This window comes from Staphylococcus sp. HMSC62D11 (assembly GCF_001839145.1).
Taxonomy (GTDB): Bacteria; Bacillota; Bacilli; order Staphylococcales; family Staphylococcaceae; genus Staphylococcus; species Staphylococcus lugdunensis.
Genome location: NZ_KV840177.1, coordinates 14,199 through 30,437, shown reverse-complemented (window position 1 = coordinate 30,437; position 16,239 = coordinate 14,199). Strand labels below are relative to the sequence as shown.

General features: G+C 34.5%; 14 protein-coding genes and 1 tRNA gene. 2 read left to right on the top strand and 13 right to left on the bottom strand.

The genetic code is table 11. The features are described 5' to 3' along the window. Positions 1-180 precede the first annotated feature (180 nt). Positions 181-254, bottom strand: a tRNA-Arg gene (locus tag HMPREF3267_RS01080). A gap of 246 nt (positions 255-500) precedes the next feature. Here HMPREF3267_RS01080 and HMPREF3267_RS01075 point away from each other — a divergent pair. Further along, positions 501-1,193, top strand: a complete 693-nt coding sequence (locus HMPREF3267_RS01075; protein WP_062077511.1) for a YjjG family noncanonical pyrimidine nucleotidase — start codon at positions 501-503, stop codon at positions 1,191-1,193. 168 nt (positions 1,194-1,361) lie between these two features. Here HMPREF3267_RS01075 and HMPREF3267_RS01070 read toward each other — a convergent pair whose 3' ends face one another. From HMPREF3267_RS01070 to zapA, 12 genes are all read right to left on the bottom strand, one after another. Then, entirely contained in the window at positions 1,362-1,871 is a 510-nt protein-coding gene (locus tag HMPREF3267_RS01070; RefSeq protein ID WP_002459372.1) for a YfcE family phosphodiesterase, read from the bottom strand. Next, entirely contained in the window at positions 1,871-2,452 is a 582-nt protein-coding gene (locus HMPREF3267_RS01065) for an XTP/dITP diphosphatase (protein WP_002459373.1), read from the bottom strand. Before HMPREF3267_RS01065 ends, HMPREF3267_RS01070 begins: the two co-directional genes overlap by 1 nt. Before the next feature lie 11 nt (positions 2,453-2,463). Continuing rightward, positions 2,464-3,264, bottom strand: a complete 801-nt coding sequence (racE, locus tag HMPREF3267_RS01060) for a glutamate racemase (RefSeq protein ID WP_002478338.1) — start codon at positions 3,262-3,264, stop codon at positions 2,464-2,466. 399 nt (positions 3,265-3,663) lie between these two features. Then, the gene (sdhB, locus tag HMPREF3267_RS01055; protein WP_002459375.1) at positions 3,664-4,500 is read right to left on the bottom strand and encodes a succinate dehydrogenase iron-sulfur subunit; all 837 of its coding nucleotides are present in this window, start codon (positions 4,498-4,500) and stop codon (positions 3,664-3,666) included. Then, complete coding sequence (gene sdhA / locus HMPREF3267_RS01050) at positions 4,500-6,266, bottom strand: succinate dehydrogenase flavoprotein subunit (protein WP_062077509.1); 1,767 nt, start codon at positions 6,264-6,266, stop codon at positions 4,500-4,502. Before sdhA ends, sdhB begins: the two co-directional genes overlap by 1 nt. Positions 6,267-6,317: 51 nt before the next feature. After that, positions 6,318-6,932, bottom strand: coding sequence for a succinate dehydrogenase, cytochrome b556 subunit (gene sdhC / locus HMPREF3267_RS01045; RefSeq protein WP_002478339.1), 615 nt, complete (start codon positions 6,930-6,932; stop codon positions 6,318-6,320). Positions 6,933-7,276: 344 nt separating this feature from the next. Then, the gene (uvrC, locus tag HMPREF3267_RS01040; RefSeq protein WP_070823896.1) at positions 7,277-9,055 is read right to left on the bottom strand and encodes an excinuclease ABC subunit UvrC; all 1,779 of its coding nucleotides are present in this window, start codon (positions 9,053-9,055) and stop codon (positions 7,277-7,279) included. Positions 9,056-9,144: 89 nt separating this feature from the next. After that, positions 9,145-9,459, bottom strand: coding sequence for a thioredoxin (trxA, locus tag HMPREF3267_RS01035; protein ID WP_002459379.1), 315 nt, complete (start codon positions 9,457-9,459; stop codon positions 9,145-9,147). A gap of 162 nt (positions 9,460-9,621) precedes the next feature. Beyond that, the gene (locus HMPREF3267_RS01030) at positions 9,622-11,973 is read right to left on the bottom strand and encodes an endonuclease MutS2 (protein WP_002478341.1); all 2,352 of its coding nucleotides are present in this window, start codon (positions 11,971-11,973) and stop codon (positions 9,622-9,624) included. Between the two features lie 9 nt (positions 11,974-11,982). After that, entirely contained in the window at positions 11,983-13,695 is a 1,713-nt protein-coding gene (polX, locus tag HMPREF3267_RS01025) for a DNA polymerase/3'-5' exonuclease PolX (protein WP_062077507.1), read from the bottom strand. Positions 13,696-13,750: 55 nt separating this feature from the next. Continuing rightward, the gene (locus HMPREF3267_RS01020; protein ID WP_002478343.1) at positions 13,751-14,272 is read right to left on the bottom strand and encodes a CvpA family protein; all 522 of its coding nucleotides are present in this window, start codon (positions 14,270-14,272) and stop codon (positions 13,751-13,753) included. Between the two features lies 1 nt (position 14,273). Beyond that, positions 14,274-14,534 (bottom strand): cell division protein ZapA, encoded by a 261-nt coding sequence (gene zapA, locus HMPREF3267_RS01015; RefSeq protein WP_002459383.1) that lies wholly within the window; start codon positions 14,532-14,534, stop codon positions 14,274-14,276. A gap of 230 nt (positions 14,535-14,764) precedes the next feature. Between zapA and rnhC the strand changes: the two genes are divergently transcribed. Next, positions 14,765-15,697 carry a ribonuclease HIII gene (gene rnhC / locus HMPREF3267_RS01010; RefSeq protein WP_062077505.1) on the top strand — a complete coding sequence of 311 codons (933 nt, stop codon included), beginning with the start codon at positions 14,765-14,767 and terminating at the stop codon, positions 15,695-15,697. Positions 15,698-16,239: the final 542 nt, after the last annotated feature.

The following is a 16,239-nucleotide window of genomic DNA, read 5'->3' as shown; positions in this document are numbered from 1 at the left end:
AACCGAAATAGATGATAAAGTTATTTCAGCTATTGAACACTTTATTATTTTATAGTGGCACTAAAATATACCTAGCTATTCCGTGACATAAAGTTTTATTTTCTCTTTTTATATAAAATAAAAAATCCCGTGTTACCAATGTTACAAACTAACATGGTAAAACGAGATTAATACAAATAGCGTCCTGGGAGGGATTCGAACCCCCGACCGATGGCTTAGAAGGCCATTGCTCTATCCAGCTGAGCTACCAGGACAAATTTTTAACACAAGAATTATTATATCTAATTCGACGCTATTGCGCAATAGTTACTATCTAAAAAAAGGTTATATTTTTCACTATTAATGCTATTTTAATCCATTAACGCTCCTTTAATAACTTGACCCAGATAATGATTTTAAACTTAATATCAAGTTTCCTCACATTTATCCAACTTATTACCTTTTCAGCATATCTTCATGTTAAAATGCATTTAATTCTACTTTTTAAGGAGTATTTTAATATGAAATATACAACGTTGTTATTAGACTTTGACGATACATTAGTAGATTTTGATGATGCTGAAGAACAAGCCTTTTTCAATATGGCCCAAAATTACCAGTCATCTCCTACTTATGATGACTTCACTTTATTCAAAAAGATTAACCAAGCACACTGGGAAGCTTTTCAAAATAATCAACTTTCAAAAGAAGACGTGTTATCTCAACGCTTTATTAAATACTTTAAGCACCATAATATAACTGTTAATGGTCATGAAGCCGATGAGTGTTTTAGAGATGAATTGGCTAAAGCACCAGTTAAATATTTCAACGACACATTAGCTACATTAGCTCAATTACGTCAGCATTGTTCACTTTATATTGTGACTAATGGTGTCGCTATAACACAACAACGCCGTATTGCACAAACACCGTTCGATAATTTATTTGAGGGTATCTTTATTTCAGAACACACAGGTTATCAAAAGCCTATGTCTGGATTTTTTGATTATGTTTTTAATCACATTAAACCTACTGCGAGATCCACAGCAATGATTATTGGAGATTCTTTAACATCAGATATATTAGGTGGTCATAATGCTAACATTGCAACATGCTGGTTTAACTATAGAAACAAAACAAATTCAACAGCAATTAAACCTGACTTTGAGATTCGAACATTAGCCGAATTGTTGCCTATTATACAATCTACTTAATGTTTTAAAATATTGTTGCATCTATCAATAACAATTTGATAAGCCATACAAATATCTTTTTTAGTATGCAAGTAGTGATAATAGCATTGCTTTTATAGTTATTTTTGGCATAAAACCCGATAACCTATAAGCTGGAATGACATACAGCTCGAAGGTTATCGGATTTCTTTATATCTTTATGTGTATCGTGTCTAAAATTTCATTATTCCGATTGCGAAAATGCAAGACTGCACGCCTTTTATTATCATCAATTAATAGTTCTGCAAAAGTCTCTTCTTTTTGACTTCTAGATTGTGAGATACTACCAGGATTAATCACATGAACAGATCCAATCTGTTCATATTTAGCCACATGAGTATGTCCGTAAAAAGCAAATTGACAGCCTTCCTGAGCTGCTCTTTCTGCCAATTGTTGGCGTCCACGATTAACAGAATACAGATGGCCATGAGTATAGAACGCTTTAATATCATCAGATGAGATAAGTTCTTCATTTGGAAATTCTGGATAAAAATCGCAGTTCCCTTTAACACGTTGGAATAAACTTAGTTCCGTATCATGATATTCAAATTCTGAATCTCCCAAATGCAAAGCAACATCATAATCTTGATGCCAAGCGATAATTTGATATAAAATACCAGCTTCAGTATGATTATCACTTACAATAATCCATTTTGACATTATACATCACCCTTTAAGTATGCTTGAAGTTGTTTTATAGCTTCTCCTCTGTGACTAATTTGACTTTTTTCTGTTGCACTCAGTTCAGCCATTGTGCGTCCTTTTTCAGGTACATAAAAGACAGGATCATAACCAAAACCATTATCTCCTCTACGTTCATCAGTAATTCGACCAGATACCGTCCCTTTAAATGTCCGTGTTGGTTGATCTGGTTCACTCATACTAATCACACACACGAACTGAGCTTCACGTTGTGTGATATCAGTTAATTTAGATAATAATTTGTCTATGTTGTCATCATCATTTTTGTCTAAACCGGCATATCGTGCAGAGTACACCCCTGGCTCACCGTTAAGTGCAAAAACTTCCAAGCCACTATCATCAGCAATCACTCGTTTATTCAATCTTTTAGCTGCTGCTTCTGATTTTAAAATAGCATTTTCTTCAAAGGTTGTCCCTGTTTCTTCAACATCAAAGTCTTTCAACAATTCTGAAATACCGATAACATTATCATTTGGAAAAATCGCTTTAAAATCATTAATCTTTCCTTGGTTATTTGTAGCTATCACAATATCGGTCATCGTTTATCCCCCTAATTTGTTAATTTAATCTGTTCTACTTTTACTTTCATATGCAACCACTCAGCAATAATATTAGTAATATGCGTCGTATCACCTGTAGAAAAAAAGCGATGCTGTGGCTGGGCTGTATAGCTGGCGTGCTCATTACTAAATGTTAACAAAGCACTTACTTCCCTAGCTGTCTCTAGACCAGAAGAAATGACCGTTTTGTCTCCACCGAAATAATCATTCAACGGTTGATATAACAAGGGATAATGCGTACATCCTAATATGACAGTGTCCGCTATACTGTTTCGCCAGTGTTTTAATGTCTGATGAATAATAATACTCGTTATTGTTGGATCATTATAACGCATTTGTTCGACCAAAGGTACAAATCCTGGACAGGCCACACCTGTTACCTCAACATTAGGATTGATGCGTTTAATGTGATGTCGATAAGCTTCAGATTTAATAGTTCCCTCTGTTCCAAGTATAAGCACATGTTGATTTTTGGTCGTCATAATAGCAGTACGTGCACCTGGTTCAATAACGCCAATAACTGGAATAGACAGTATGTGTTGTAAATGCTCTAAAGCGACTGCAGTTGCCGTATTACAAGCAATAACCAGCATTTTAATGTCAAATTCCATTAATTTATTAGCTAGTTCAGTGGTGAAAGCTTTAACTTCGTCTCCAGGTCTTGGTCCATATGGACACCGTGCTATATCACCTAAATAATATATAGTCTCATTTGGTAACTGGCGTATAATTTCTTTAGCTACAGTTAATCCTCCAACTCCTGAATCTATAACACCAATGGGTTTATTCATATTTTTCATCCTCAATTAATTGCAATAGTATTTTTATTTTAGCACATTAAATATAGTGAAATCATCTAAGGCTATTTTAAAAATGATATCCCTACACATAAAACATCATTCTAATGTGAAAAACCATATTAATTAAAGTAGATGTAAACATAACAAAAATTGATAAAAATCTGTTGTACTTAACAGTAACATCTTTTGTTACACTTTAGCATCTATGTATCATCATTAAAATAAATGATATCCAAATAACTATTTTAAAGGATCATACACTGAAGCTTTGCGTTACGAAAAACACCTATCAAAGCTCGGCTATAAAATAAGCCCAAAAACGAAATCAATTGACTTCATTTTCAGGCTTATTTATTTTAGAAATCTATTTTTCTAAAGCTTGTACAGCGATTATTCCACTTTATGATCTGAACCAAAGAATGATTTGAACATATGGAACGTTGTTTCTCTGTTCATTGCTGCAATTGACGTTGTTAATGGGATACCTTTAGGACATGCATTTACACAGTTTTGAGAATTACCGCACTCTTGCAATCCACCTGTCCCCATTAATGCATCTAATCGTTCATCCTTTGTCATAGCACCTGTAGGATGTAAATCAAATAGACGAACTTGTGAGATGGCTTGTGCACCGACAAACTTATTATTAGGTGTTACATTCGGACAAACTTCTAAACACACACCACATGTCATACATTTTGACAGTTCATATGCTGTTTGTCGTTTTTTCTCCGGCATACGAGGTCCAGGACCTAAATCATAAGTTCCATCAATAGGAATCCAAGCTTTCATACGTTTTAAGTTGTCAAACATTCGTGTACGGTCAACTTGTAAGTCACGAATAACTGGAAACGTACTCATTGGTTCTAGACGAATAGGTTGCTCTAATTGATCAACGATGGCTGAACATGATTGTCTTGCACGACCATTAATTACCATCGAACATGCACCACAAACTTCTTCCAAACAATTCATGTCCCAAATAACGGGCGTTGTTTTCTTTCCTTCTGCATTTACTGGATTACGTCTAATTTCCATCAAACAGGCAATGACATTCATGTTGTCTTTATAAGGGATTTCAAACGCTTCATCGTATGGCTTAGAGTCTTGATTATCTTGACGTTTTATAATTAATTTAATTGTTTTTTGTTTTTCTTTTTGTGGTTGTTGATTACTGTCTGCATGTTGGTCTTTTGGAGTGTTATTTGCTGATAGTGTTTCAGTCATTATTTTTTACCTCCTTTAGACTTGCTAGTGTAATCACGTTTACGTGGTGGGATCAAGCTTACATCTACTGGCTCATAAGTAAATTTTGGTGCTTCACCTTTACCCATATACTCTGCTAATGTTGTTTTTAACCATTCTTCATCATTTCGTTCTGGAAATTCTGGTTTGTAATGCGCACCGCGTGATTCATTGCGATTATAAGCACCAATTGTGATAACACGTGCAAGTATAAGCATATTCCATAATTGACGAGTAAAGAACACGGCTTGGTTACTCCATGTCTGTGTATCTTCCATATCAATATTTTGATAGCGTTCCATGAGCTCAACAATTTTCTTATCGGTTTCCAATAATTTATCATTTTCTCTTACAACTGTAACATTAGCTGTCATAATTTCACCGAGTTCACGATGTAATTTATAGGCATTTTCTGTGCCACGCATATTAAGTAAATTATCGAATCTTTGTTGTTCTTCATCTACCCGTGCTTGATAAATTGAATCATCTAAATCAGCATAAGTTTTATCAATATTTCCAACATATTTTACCGCATTTGGTCCAGCGACAGTACCACCATAAATTGCAGATAATAATGAGTTTGCACCTAAACGGTTACCTCCATGTTGTGAAAAATCACATTCTCCTGCAGCAAATAAACCATCAATGTTGGTCATTTGATCGTAATCAACATAAAGTCCTCCCATTGAATAGTGAACTGCTGGGAAAATCTTCATTGGTACCTTACGAGGATCGTCACCAGTGAATTTTTCATAAATTTCAATGATACCACCTAATTTAACATCTAATTCATGTGGATCTTTATGAGACAGATCCAGATACACCATATTTTCACCATTAATACCTAATTTTTGATTGATACAAACATCAAAAATTTCACGCGTTGCAATATCACGAGGTACTAAGTTACCATAATCCGGATATTTTTCTTCTAAGAAGTACCAAGGCTTACCATCTTTATATGTCCATATACGACCGCCTTCACCACGTGCAGATTCACTCATTAAACGTAATTTGTCATCACCTGGAATCGCAGTCGGATGAATTTGAATAAATTCGCCATTTGCATATTTAGCACCTTGTTGATAAACAATTGAAGCTGCTGACCCAGTGTTAATCATAGAGTTCGTTGTTTTACCAAAAATAATGCCTGGACCACCCGTAGCCATAATGACCGCATCTGAACCGAAAGATTGAATTTCTGAAGTTGTCATATTTTGAGCTATAATTCCTCTAGCTGCATTATCTTCATCTTTAACAATTCCTAAAAATTCCCAGCCCTCATATTTTGTCACTAGTCCATCTACTTCAAAGGAACGTACTTGTTCATCTAACGCATACAATAGTTGTTGCCCTGTTGTTGCACCAGCAAATGCTGTTCGATGATACAATGTCCCACCGAAGCGTCTAAAGTCTAATAAACCTTCCTTTGTTCTGCTAAACATGACGCCCATGCGGTCTAATAAATGAATAATTTGTGGTGCAGCTTCAGTCATTGCTTTAACTGGTGGTTGATTTGCTAAAAAATCTCCACCATAAACGGTATCATCAAAATGAATCCACGGAGAATCTCCTTCACCTTTTGTATTTACCGCACCATTGATACCCCCTTGGGCACATACAGAGTGCGAACGTTTAACAGGTACTAATGAGAACAAATCCACATGAGCACCTTGTTCTGCAGCTTTAATTGTTGACATTAAACCGGCAAGTCCGCCTCCGACAACAATAATTTTCTTCTCTGCCATAGAATTGTCACTCCCCTAAATATTGAACTAAAACTTACGCTAAAACGAAATTTACATAAATGCTACAATTGCTGATACACCAATATAAGACAATATCAAAAAGACAATGAGTGATACCCAAGTGAAAACTTGTTGAGATTTTTTAGATTGTAAAATCCCCCATGTCACTAAAAATGACCAAATACCGTTAGCAAAGTGAAAAACGACTGCCACGATACAAATCATATAAATAATTGCCCACAAAGGGTGTTGTAATGTCTGATGCATCATATCATAATTAACTTCTTTACCGAAAAATGCCTTTTGTAAGCGCGTTTGCCATAAATGTACGAAAATAAAAATAAACGTAATTACACCCGTTACGCGTTGTAATGCAAACATCCAGTTTCTAAATATTGAATAATGCCCAATATTTTCCTTTGCTGTAAATGCGATATGAATACCATACAAACCATGATATAAAATTGGGATATAAATAAATAGAAACTCAACGATAATTAAAAACGGCAATGATTCCATAAACATAGATGCTTTATTAAATGCTTCAGCACCTTGAGTAGCTTGATGGTTTACCATCAAATGCACTACTAAAAATGCCCCGATTGGAATAATACCTAATAACGAATGAACACGTCTTAAGTAAAATTCGTTTTTTGTATGAGCCAAAAGAACTCCCCCCTGAAGAAACAATAATTAAAATTAGCTAATTTAAATGATGTGATACCACTAAGACATCCTATTTCTTGCTAATTGAAAAATAAAAATTTTAAGTTTTCAAATTTTTTTAAATACAATTTGCAAGTATTATAAAATGAACTGGATGGTGGATTTAGCATTTGTGTATTTTTCAATTAAAACATTATCAGGAACACTTAAATGATAATGTTTATCAATTAGAAAACGCTTCCACAAATCTATAAAAAAATTAGCTGTTTGTTAACTATATTGTAACATTTTTTACAACACTTTGGGACATGAGAATGATTCTCACGTCCCAAAATCTTAATTTTTTAATTATTTAATGCTTCTTTCAAACTTTTAGCTACTTTTTCAGGAAGGCCACAATTTTGCAATTCTGGTAAAGTTGCTTCTTTCATTTTCTTGATAGAACCAAAAGTACGCAATAATTTAGTTTTTCTTTTGCTACCTATACCATCAACGGTATCAAGTATAGAACGCATGCCTTGTTTCTGCCGTGTTTGTCGATGGAAAGTAATGGCAAAGCGGTGCACTTCATCTTGAATACGCTGTAAGAGATAAAATGCTTGACTATTTTTCTTCATAGGTACCACTTCAGCTTCTGGCCCATAAAGCAGTTCAGAGGTCTGATGTTTATCGTTTTTACGCAAACCAGCTATTGGAATGTCTAAGCCTAATTCATTTTCTAACACGTCTTTAACCCCTGACATGTGTCCTTTACCTCCATCTACAATAATAAGATCTGGTAAAGGAAGGCCTTCATTTAACACTCTTGTATATCGACGACGTACGACTTCTCTCATAGATTTATAATCATCTGGACCTTCTACTGTTTTTATTTTATATTTTCGATAGCCACGCTTATCTGGTTTACCATCAACAAATGACACCATAGCTGATACTGGATCAACACCTTGAATGTTTGAATTATCAAAAGCTTCAATACGTATTGGTGATTGAATGCCCATACGCTCACCTAACTCTTCAATTGCCTTCACAGTCCGTGATTCATCACGAGCAATTAATTCAAATTTATTATCAAGCGCTACCTCAGCATTATGATTTGCTAAATCAACCATTTCTTTTTTCGCTCCACGTGCCGGCTGCACAATTTTAGTATCAACGACAGAATGAATTAATTTAGCATCTAAGTGTTTTGGTATATGCACTTCTTTGGGCAATATATGTTGATTTAAACTATAAAACTGGCCAATAAAGGTATAAAATTCTTCTTCTTCCGTTTGTTGAATCGGAATCATAGTGGCATCCCGTTGAATCATATTACCTTGGCGAATAAAAAATACTTGAACACACATCCAGCCCTTAGACACGTGGTAACCAAACACATCACGAATCGTATTATCTGATGACATAATTTTTTGTTTCTTCGTTAAATTATGAATGTGTTGAATTAAATCTCTATATTCTTTAGCACGTTCGAAATCTAATTTTTCGCTTGCAGCCATCATTCTCTGTTCTAAATTTTGTAAAATGGTTTTATCTTCACCATTAAGAAAGTCAGATATCTCTTTTGTCATTTGGGCATATTGCTGTTGATCAACCTCATAAACACATGGACCTAGACATTGACCAATATGGTAGTACAAACATAATTTATCTGGCATCGTATCACATTTTCTAAATGGATAAATACGGTCTAATAGCTTCTTGGTTTCTTGTGCTGAATAAGCGTTAGGGTATGGTCCAAAATATTTACCTGTCCCTTTTTTAACTGTACGTGTTACCAATAAACGAGGATACTTTTCTTTAGTGATTTTAATAAAAGGATAACTCTTATCATCCTTTAATAATATATTATAACGCGGTTGATATTGTTTAATTAAATTTAATTCTAATAGGAGGGATTCTGTTTCACTAGATGTTACGATATATTCAAAGTCACGTATTTCCCCAACTAAACGCGTTGTTTTAGCATCATGAGCCCCTGTAAAATACGAACGTAAACGATTGCGTAAACGTTTAGCTTTACCGACATAAATTACCTGTTGTTGGCGATCTTTCATCAAATAACACCCTGGTTCAATAGGTACAACACTTAATTTTTCACGAATAGCTTGCTGATAACTCAACGTATCACACTCCCCCTTTCTCGATTATTACACACAAAAAGAAGAGGCAATTACATCAGATGTAATGCCCCGTCCCCATTTCTGTGTGATTATAAATGTTTATCCAATACTTCTGCTAAATTTTCTTTTGGTTGGAAACCTACAACTTTATCTACAGGTTCTCCATCTTTAAATACAATTAAAGTAGGAATACTCATTACTTCAAATTTAGCAGCAGTTGATGGGTTTTCATCAACATCTAATTTTAAAATATCAGCTTTACCTTCATAATCTCCTGCTAATTCTTCTAATACTGGAGCAATCATTTTACAAGGTCCACACCAAGTTGCCCAAAAGTCTACTAATTTAACGCCATCTTGAATATTTTCATCAAAGTTTGAATCCGTTACTTTTACGATTGCCATGACAGCCAATCCTCCTTAAATTTAAATGATGAGCAAATTATAACAGACAATATCATCTATTGCATTGCAATTGCTCACATTTTTCTTACATCACTCATATTAACCGCAATATATAGTTGAAGTAAAGTTTATTCTATCATTTTAGCAAATGAATAGTGATGATTATTTTAATTCTGCGACAGTTACACCAAAGCCACCTTCACTTGGCATACCACCCCTAAATGATTTTACACTTTTATGTCGTTTCAAATGTTGTTGAACACCTTTTTGTAAAGCGCCGGTGCCTTTGCCATGTATGATATAAACTTGTTCATAATTACTTAATACAGCTTGGTCTAAATATTGATCTAACTCAATTAACGCTTCTTCATAACGATATCCTCTTAAATCCAGTTCCGTTTTAATCGTTTGACGATGTTGGCGTTTAATCATTTTAGTCGGTTTTTCTTGTTTCTTTTTTGTTTTTTCCAAATCTTCAATCGGCAATTTCATTTTAATGATACCCATTTGAACTACCGCTTCATCATTTCCAACTAATTCTAACACTTCGCCCTTTTGTCCATATGATAAAACTTTAACTTCATCTCCGGCTACAATTTTATCGTATTTTTGCTTTTGAACTTGTTGTTTAATCGATTTCGCTTCATATTGATTATCAAGTTGCTTTTTCTTGTCTATCAATTCATGTTCCTTAACATCGGCCCCTTTTTGATCTCTTAGCGTTCGTAACTCTTTTAATATCTCATCTGCTTCTTTTGTAGCAGCTTTAACACGTTGATTTGCTTTATCTTTCGCATCTTCTATTAATTGTTTTTCGTATGCTTGAAATTGATTATATTGTTTTTCAAGATCATCGTGTGTTTGCTGTGCTTCTTTCAATAAATGATCAAGTTCTATACGCTGCGTATCTACACGTTTCGCATTTTTTTCAAGCGATTCTATCATTAAATTGATTTCTTGCTCATCTGTACCAATCATGGTTTTTGCTTTATTTATAATTGATAAGTTAAGACCTAATTTTTTAGATATATCAAATGCATTTGATCGGCCAGGAACACCCATTAATAATTTGTATGTGGGACTCAATGTATCAACATCAAACTCGACACTAGCATTCATGACACCTTCGCGGTTATAGCTATACGCTTTAAGTTCTGGGTAGTGTGTCGTTGCCATGACTAGCGCGCCAAGCGCTCTTGTATAATCAAGAATACTCATTGCTAATGCAGCGCCTTCACTAGGATCTGTTCCTGCTCCTAACTCGTCAAACAGTATTAAACTATGCTTATCTGCTTGTTGTAATATAGCGACAATATTTTTCATATGTGATGAAAATGTAGATAATGATTGTTCTATAGACTGCTCATCTCCAATATCACAAAAGACATCATGAAACACGCTTAACTGACTACCGTCTAATGTGGGAATTAACAACCCTGATTGTGCCATAATTATAATTAATCCTAATGTTTTAAGCGTGACTGTTTTCCCACCAGTATTTGGCCCCGTAATAATCACTGTTTCCACATCATCAGCAAATTCAATCGTATTTGCAACAACAGTTTCTTTATCTAACAATGGATGAAAGGCATTGGGCAAATAAATTGTACGCGCTTCATAAAATGTAGGCTTTGTTCCCTTTATTGCACTTGCATAACGTGCCTTAGCTGTTAAGAAATCCAAGTGACCCATAACTTCTTCAGCTACTAAACATTGTTCAGCTTGTTGCGCAACCATTGTTGTTAATATAGTTAAAATTCGTTCTCTTTCCACAGCCTCATCGTTGCGTAAGCGACTCACTTGATTGTTCATTTCTACAATAGATGATGGTTCAATATATAACGTTTGTCCAGATGCTGATTGGTCATGCACAATACCTTTAAAATCTTGGCGATATTCAGCTTTTACTGGTATAACATTACGTTCATTGCGCACAGTTACTATAGCATCCGATAGTTTCTTTTGATTAGATTGATTTTTAACAATACGATCTAGATTTTGTCTAATGCGTTGTGTCGTACTTGAAATTTTACTGCGAATGCCTTGTAATTCGTAACTCGCATGATCATATAAATCATGTGTATCACATTTATCATTAATTTCTTGAAATAAATCAGTTAATACAGGTAAGCGCATCATATTATCATGTAGCAAAGGATAATAGACTTGTTGTTCATCATCTTCAAGCAATTGATTATAAAATGTTTTAAATTGGTTTTGAACTTGAATGAGCCTTTTTAACTGATTTAATTCTGTAACATTCAATACACTACCAATCTTAGCGCGGTGAAGTAATGGAGAAACTTTTGATAATCCACTTAGACTTGGCATCCTATATTTATTATAAATTTGTGATATTTCATCAGTTTCATTCATTTGAAAAACAACAGTATCGTAATCAGTCGCAGGATGCAGTTGTAGTACTTTCTCCCGCCCCAAGTCACTAATTGTCTCATTAGCGATGAGTGCTTTAATTTTATTAAATTCTAAGACATCTAACGTTTTCTGTCTCATCAAATCCCTCTATTTCTTCATTTTAATATTGTTTGCAATGAATTTTTTAAAGTCTTCTCGCGATAAGGTATTGATGACTCTATCTTTAGTAACAAATCCTTTTTGCGCTGTTGCTACACCATATTTCATAAATTCCAAATGATCTGTATGGTGTGCATCAGTATTTATCGTCAACTTAACATTCGGATATTTTTTAACAATATCTGCATTTAAATCCAGTCGCTTTGGATTAGCATTGATTTCTAAAATTGTTTGAGTTTCTTCAGCAAGTTGCATTAATTGTTCAATATTAGGTTGATATCCTGGACGCTTCCCAATAATGCGCCCCGTTGGATGAGCAATGTGTCGTACATATGGATTTCGACATGCATGTTCTAGACGTTTCATGATATCTGCTTCAGATTGGTTAAAGCTTTGGTGTATCGCAGCAATAACATAGTCTAATTGTGCTAAAACATCATCATCATAATCCAGTGAACCATCTGGCAAAATATCCATTTCTGTGCCTGAATAAATATCAATTTCTTGATATTCTTGATTCAATTTTTTAATTTCTTCATTTTGTCGTAATAAACGTTCTACTTGCAGACCGTTGGCAACTTTTAGGCTTTGAGAATGGTCAGTAATAACCATAAAATGATATCCTTTAGCAATGTTAGCCTCAACCATATGTCGAATAGAAAATGCGCCATCACTATAAGTCGTATGCATATGGATATCACCATTGATATCATCTAAGGTAATAATATCACTTAAATCTCTTTCAAATTCACTGCCGTCTTCACGCATCGCCGGTGCAATCCAATTCACGTTAAAGTGTTTATAAATATCAGTTTCATTATTATATTGAATCAGTTGTCCATCTGACGTTTCAATTCCATATTCACTTACTTTTTCTCCCTGCGCTTTAGCAAGTTGTCGAATGCGAATATTATGTTCTTTTGAGCCAGTAAAATGTTGTAATGTATGATAAAATGCTGCTGGTTCAATGAGTCTAAAATCTACACCAATTGTTTCATCATCATATTCTATTTCTAAAGAGATTTTTGTTTGTCCCACAGCCACTTCTTTTACTTTGTTGGGAATATTTAATAATTGCGCTTGAACTTTGTCAGGCTCCGTCGTACTTATGATGAAATCTAAATCTTTACTCATTTCTTTATAGCGACGAAAACTCCCAGCTGATGAATAATTATCGATAGCAGTCAGCGTCTTAATATAAGCGACAATTTGCTCGTTCAACCCTCGCATCTGATCAATAGGATACCGTTCTTTTTTAGCACCTAACGCTTTGACAGCCTCTAAAATATTAGTTTCTGTTTTTTTAGCGAATCCTTTTAACTGACTTACTTGACCAGCTTCACATGCACGTTGCAAACTTTCTTTATCTTCAATGCCCAACTCTTGATATAGCTTTGCGATTTTCTTGCTACCTAAACCTTGAATTTTCAACAGTGGAATCAGACCTTCAGGCACACGTTTTTTCATATCAGATAAGACCTCTGACTCACCAGTTTGACGATATTCACTAATCACTTCGCCAACACCTTTACCAATTCCTTTTAGCTCCGTCACATCATCAATTTCTTCTAAAGGGCGTTCATCCATTTCCAAACTTTGCGCCGCTTTGCGATAAGCTGACACTTTAAAGGTATTTTCTCCATTCAACTCCATATAAGTAGCAATTTGCTCTAATAATTTAATAACATCTTTCTTTGTCATACCGTCACCTCATAAAAAGAAGACCAGGAAAAGAAATCCTGACCTTTATCAGATTTTATAAATTTAAAATATATGCTGAAACGATTGGTGTATGTAATAAAATTGCTTTACTAAGCCATGAATGAGCTAAACTCATCTGAACCCATTCATTAGGATAAAGCGCCAGCATATAAAGTAGAATTTGCACAGATATCAAGGCTGATAGCAATCCAAACAAGGCCCCTAACCAGCGACTCCAATTATATAATTTTTTGTACGTTACTATATTATCAAATGACACTACAAGAAGATACAAAATAATCTTGCTCAATATAGCAACTAGTGCAAAAGCTACAATTGCATCAAAGCGTTGCTGAACTTGACTAAAAGGCACAGCGTAAGTCATATCATAAGCTACAGTTTTCGGGAACGGTAAAAAAACTAATAATCTTTGTGCAATACCTTGATAATTGTTATGTGCAATCCACAAGGCAACCATCGTCGTCATAACGTGTAAACAATTTAACCACCATCCACGGCGATATCCCATAAGCATGACATAACCTACAAATAATAATACAATTAAATCTAGTATCATATTATAGCTCTCTACGTCTAAATTGATTCACTTCTTCTTGGAGGCGACGATTTTCTTCTTCTAATAGTACCTTTTCGTGCATAATATTGACGGCCGTTAATACAGACTTTCGTGTTGTATCAAGACCAGAAGTTTTTAGCGCCTTGATTCTCTCATCTACTAAATGAGCGACATAACGAATATGCTCAGGACTGTCTTCACCAACAATAGTATAATGTTGATCATTAATCGTTACATTAATTCTGTTTTTAAATTCACTCATAATTATGTCTCCTGACCTTTTTTATAAACTTCAGTTCTATTACATTTTTTCATCAGCTAGTTTCTATGTAATGTTATATTAAGTACATTATACATGACAGCATCTAAATTTGTAAGCCCATCCATCTGATTCAGTAAGTTATAGTGTTATACTAGAATATTACTACATCATTAATTTCATGATATGATATTGCTGGTTAATATTTTTTAAAGAAAGGATTTCTGACATCTATGGCAAATGTCGTCCAAAAACTAACAAACGAAGCAATAGAGCAGCTCTTAAATCAAATTGACTTTGAACAGCATAACTTACCACAAGGGATGCGTGCACGCACTAATTATAAACAGACAACCATTAATATCTATAACTCTGGCAAAGTCATGTTTCAAGGTAAACAAGCTGAAAATATTGCTCGAGAATTACTTCCAAATTATCACGATGCTGCCATGGCAGCAACAACTTCAAAGCAATCATCAACTCATACACTTCAATATGACAAATATGATTGTATTGGTAGCGATGAAGCCGGAAGTGGAGATTATTTTGGTCCTTTAACCGTATGTGCTGCTTATGTCACTCAATCACATGTTGCTATTTTAAAAACATTAGGTGTCGATGACTCAAAAAAACTAACTGATACTAAAATTATTGACTTGGCGGAGCAGTTAGTGACATTTATTCCACATTCATTGCTAACATTAGATAATATTAAATATAATGAGCGCCAAGCTTTAGGCTGGTCTCAAGTAAAAATGAAAGCCGTTCTTCATAATGAAGCTATTAAAAATGTTACTCAAAAAATTCATCCAGACAACATCGATTATATTGTGATTGACCAATTCGCTCAGCGTGAAGTTTATCAACATTATGCCTTAAGTGCATTACCATTTACAGAAAAAACAAAATTTGAAACAAAAGGAGAGTCAAAATCTCTAGCAATTGCAGCTGCCAGTATTATCTCTCGCTATGCATTTGTCAAATATATGGATCAACTCGCTCGCAAAATGCATTGCGAAATTCCTAAAGGTGCTGGTAATAAGGTTGATTTAGTTGCTGCTAAAATCATTGATAAGAGTGGAATTAACAAATTAGATAGTATTTCTAAAAAACATTTTAAAAACCGAGAAAAAGCACTGAAATTAGTAGAAAGAAAGCAAAATTAGTAAGCAATAACAATTTAAGACATAAATGTAATAGATTAAAATTGAAACGCCAAAATTTTTTTATTGGATATGGTTTCCACCATATTAATTGAAACTATTAAAATTAAAGTCTCTAGTGGTAACATCTATTGCTTCAAGTTATCGCTTATATAAGGCACCTCGTTCATTTCATTTAGTGAAGTCGACTAAACAATGTGAAAGTGCCTTATTTTTTAAACCATTTAACGGTAAAATTACATATTAATACGTAGTATTTATGGCGAGACTCCTGAGGGAACAGGACAAGCTGAAGACAGGTGCCCCAACAGATAGGCTTTCGAAAAGAAAGCCAACGGACAAAGCAATTTGGGGTGGGGCCCCAACAAAGAGAAATGTGAAAAGCATTTCGCCAAGCAAAGCAAGTTGGGGTGGCTGAGACGGCACCCTAGGAAAGCGAAGCCATTAAGTATTGTCAATAAAATAGCCAGTAAATGAGTTTTTGTAAGCTCATTTACTGGCTATTTTTTCTAGGATTTGTGTCCCAGTCTGTCTCTTTTCGCCAA

Excerpts from the sequence above, each read along its gene's own strand:
- HMPREF3267_RS01075 (WP_062077511.1), top strand. The coding sequence starts at position 501 with ATGAAATATACAACGTTGTTATTAGACTTTGACGATACATTAGTAGAT.
- HMPREF3267_RS01070 (WP_002459372.1), bottom strand. The coding sequence starts at position 1,871 with ATGTCAAAATGGATTATTGTAAGTGATAATCATACTGAAGCTGGTATT.
- HMPREF3267_RS01065 (WP_002459373.1), bottom strand. The coding sequence starts at position 2,452 with ATGACCGATATTGTGATAGCTACAAATAACCAAGGAAAGATTAATGAT.
- racE (WP_002478338.1), bottom strand. The coding sequence starts at position 3,264 with ATGAATAAACCCATTGGTGTTATAGATTCAGGAGTTGGAGGATTAACT.
- sdhB (WP_002459375.1), bottom strand. The coding sequence starts at position 4,500 with ATGACTGAAACACTATCAGCAAATAACACTCCAAAAGACCAACATGCA.
- sdhA (WP_062077509.1), bottom strand. The coding sequence starts at position 6,266 with ATGGCAGAGAAGAAAATTATTGTTGTCGGAGGCGGACTTGCCGGTTTA.
- trxA (WP_002459379.1), bottom strand. The coding sequence starts at position 9,459 with ATGGCAATCGTAAAAGTAACGGATTCAAACTTTGATGAAAATATTCAA.
- HMPREF3267_RS01030 (WP_002478341.1), bottom strand. The coding sequence starts at position 11,973 with ATGAGACAGAAAACGTTAGATGTCTTAGAATTTAATAAAATTAAAGCA.
- polX (WP_062077507.1), bottom strand. The coding sequence starts at position 13,695 with ATGACAAAGAAAGATGTTATTAAATTATTAGAGCAAATTGCTACTTAT.
- HMPREF3267_RS01020 (WP_002478343.1), bottom strand. The coding sequence starts at position 14,272 with ATGATACTAGATTTAATTGTATTATTATTTGTAGGTTATGTCATGCTT.
- zapA (WP_002459383.1), bottom strand. The coding sequence starts at position 14,534 with ATGAGTGAATTTAAAAACAGAATTAATGTAACGATTAATGATCAACAT.
- rnhC (WP_062077505.1), top strand. The coding sequence starts at position 14,765 with ATGGCAAATGTCGTCCAAAAACTAACAAACGAAGCAATAGAGCAGCTC.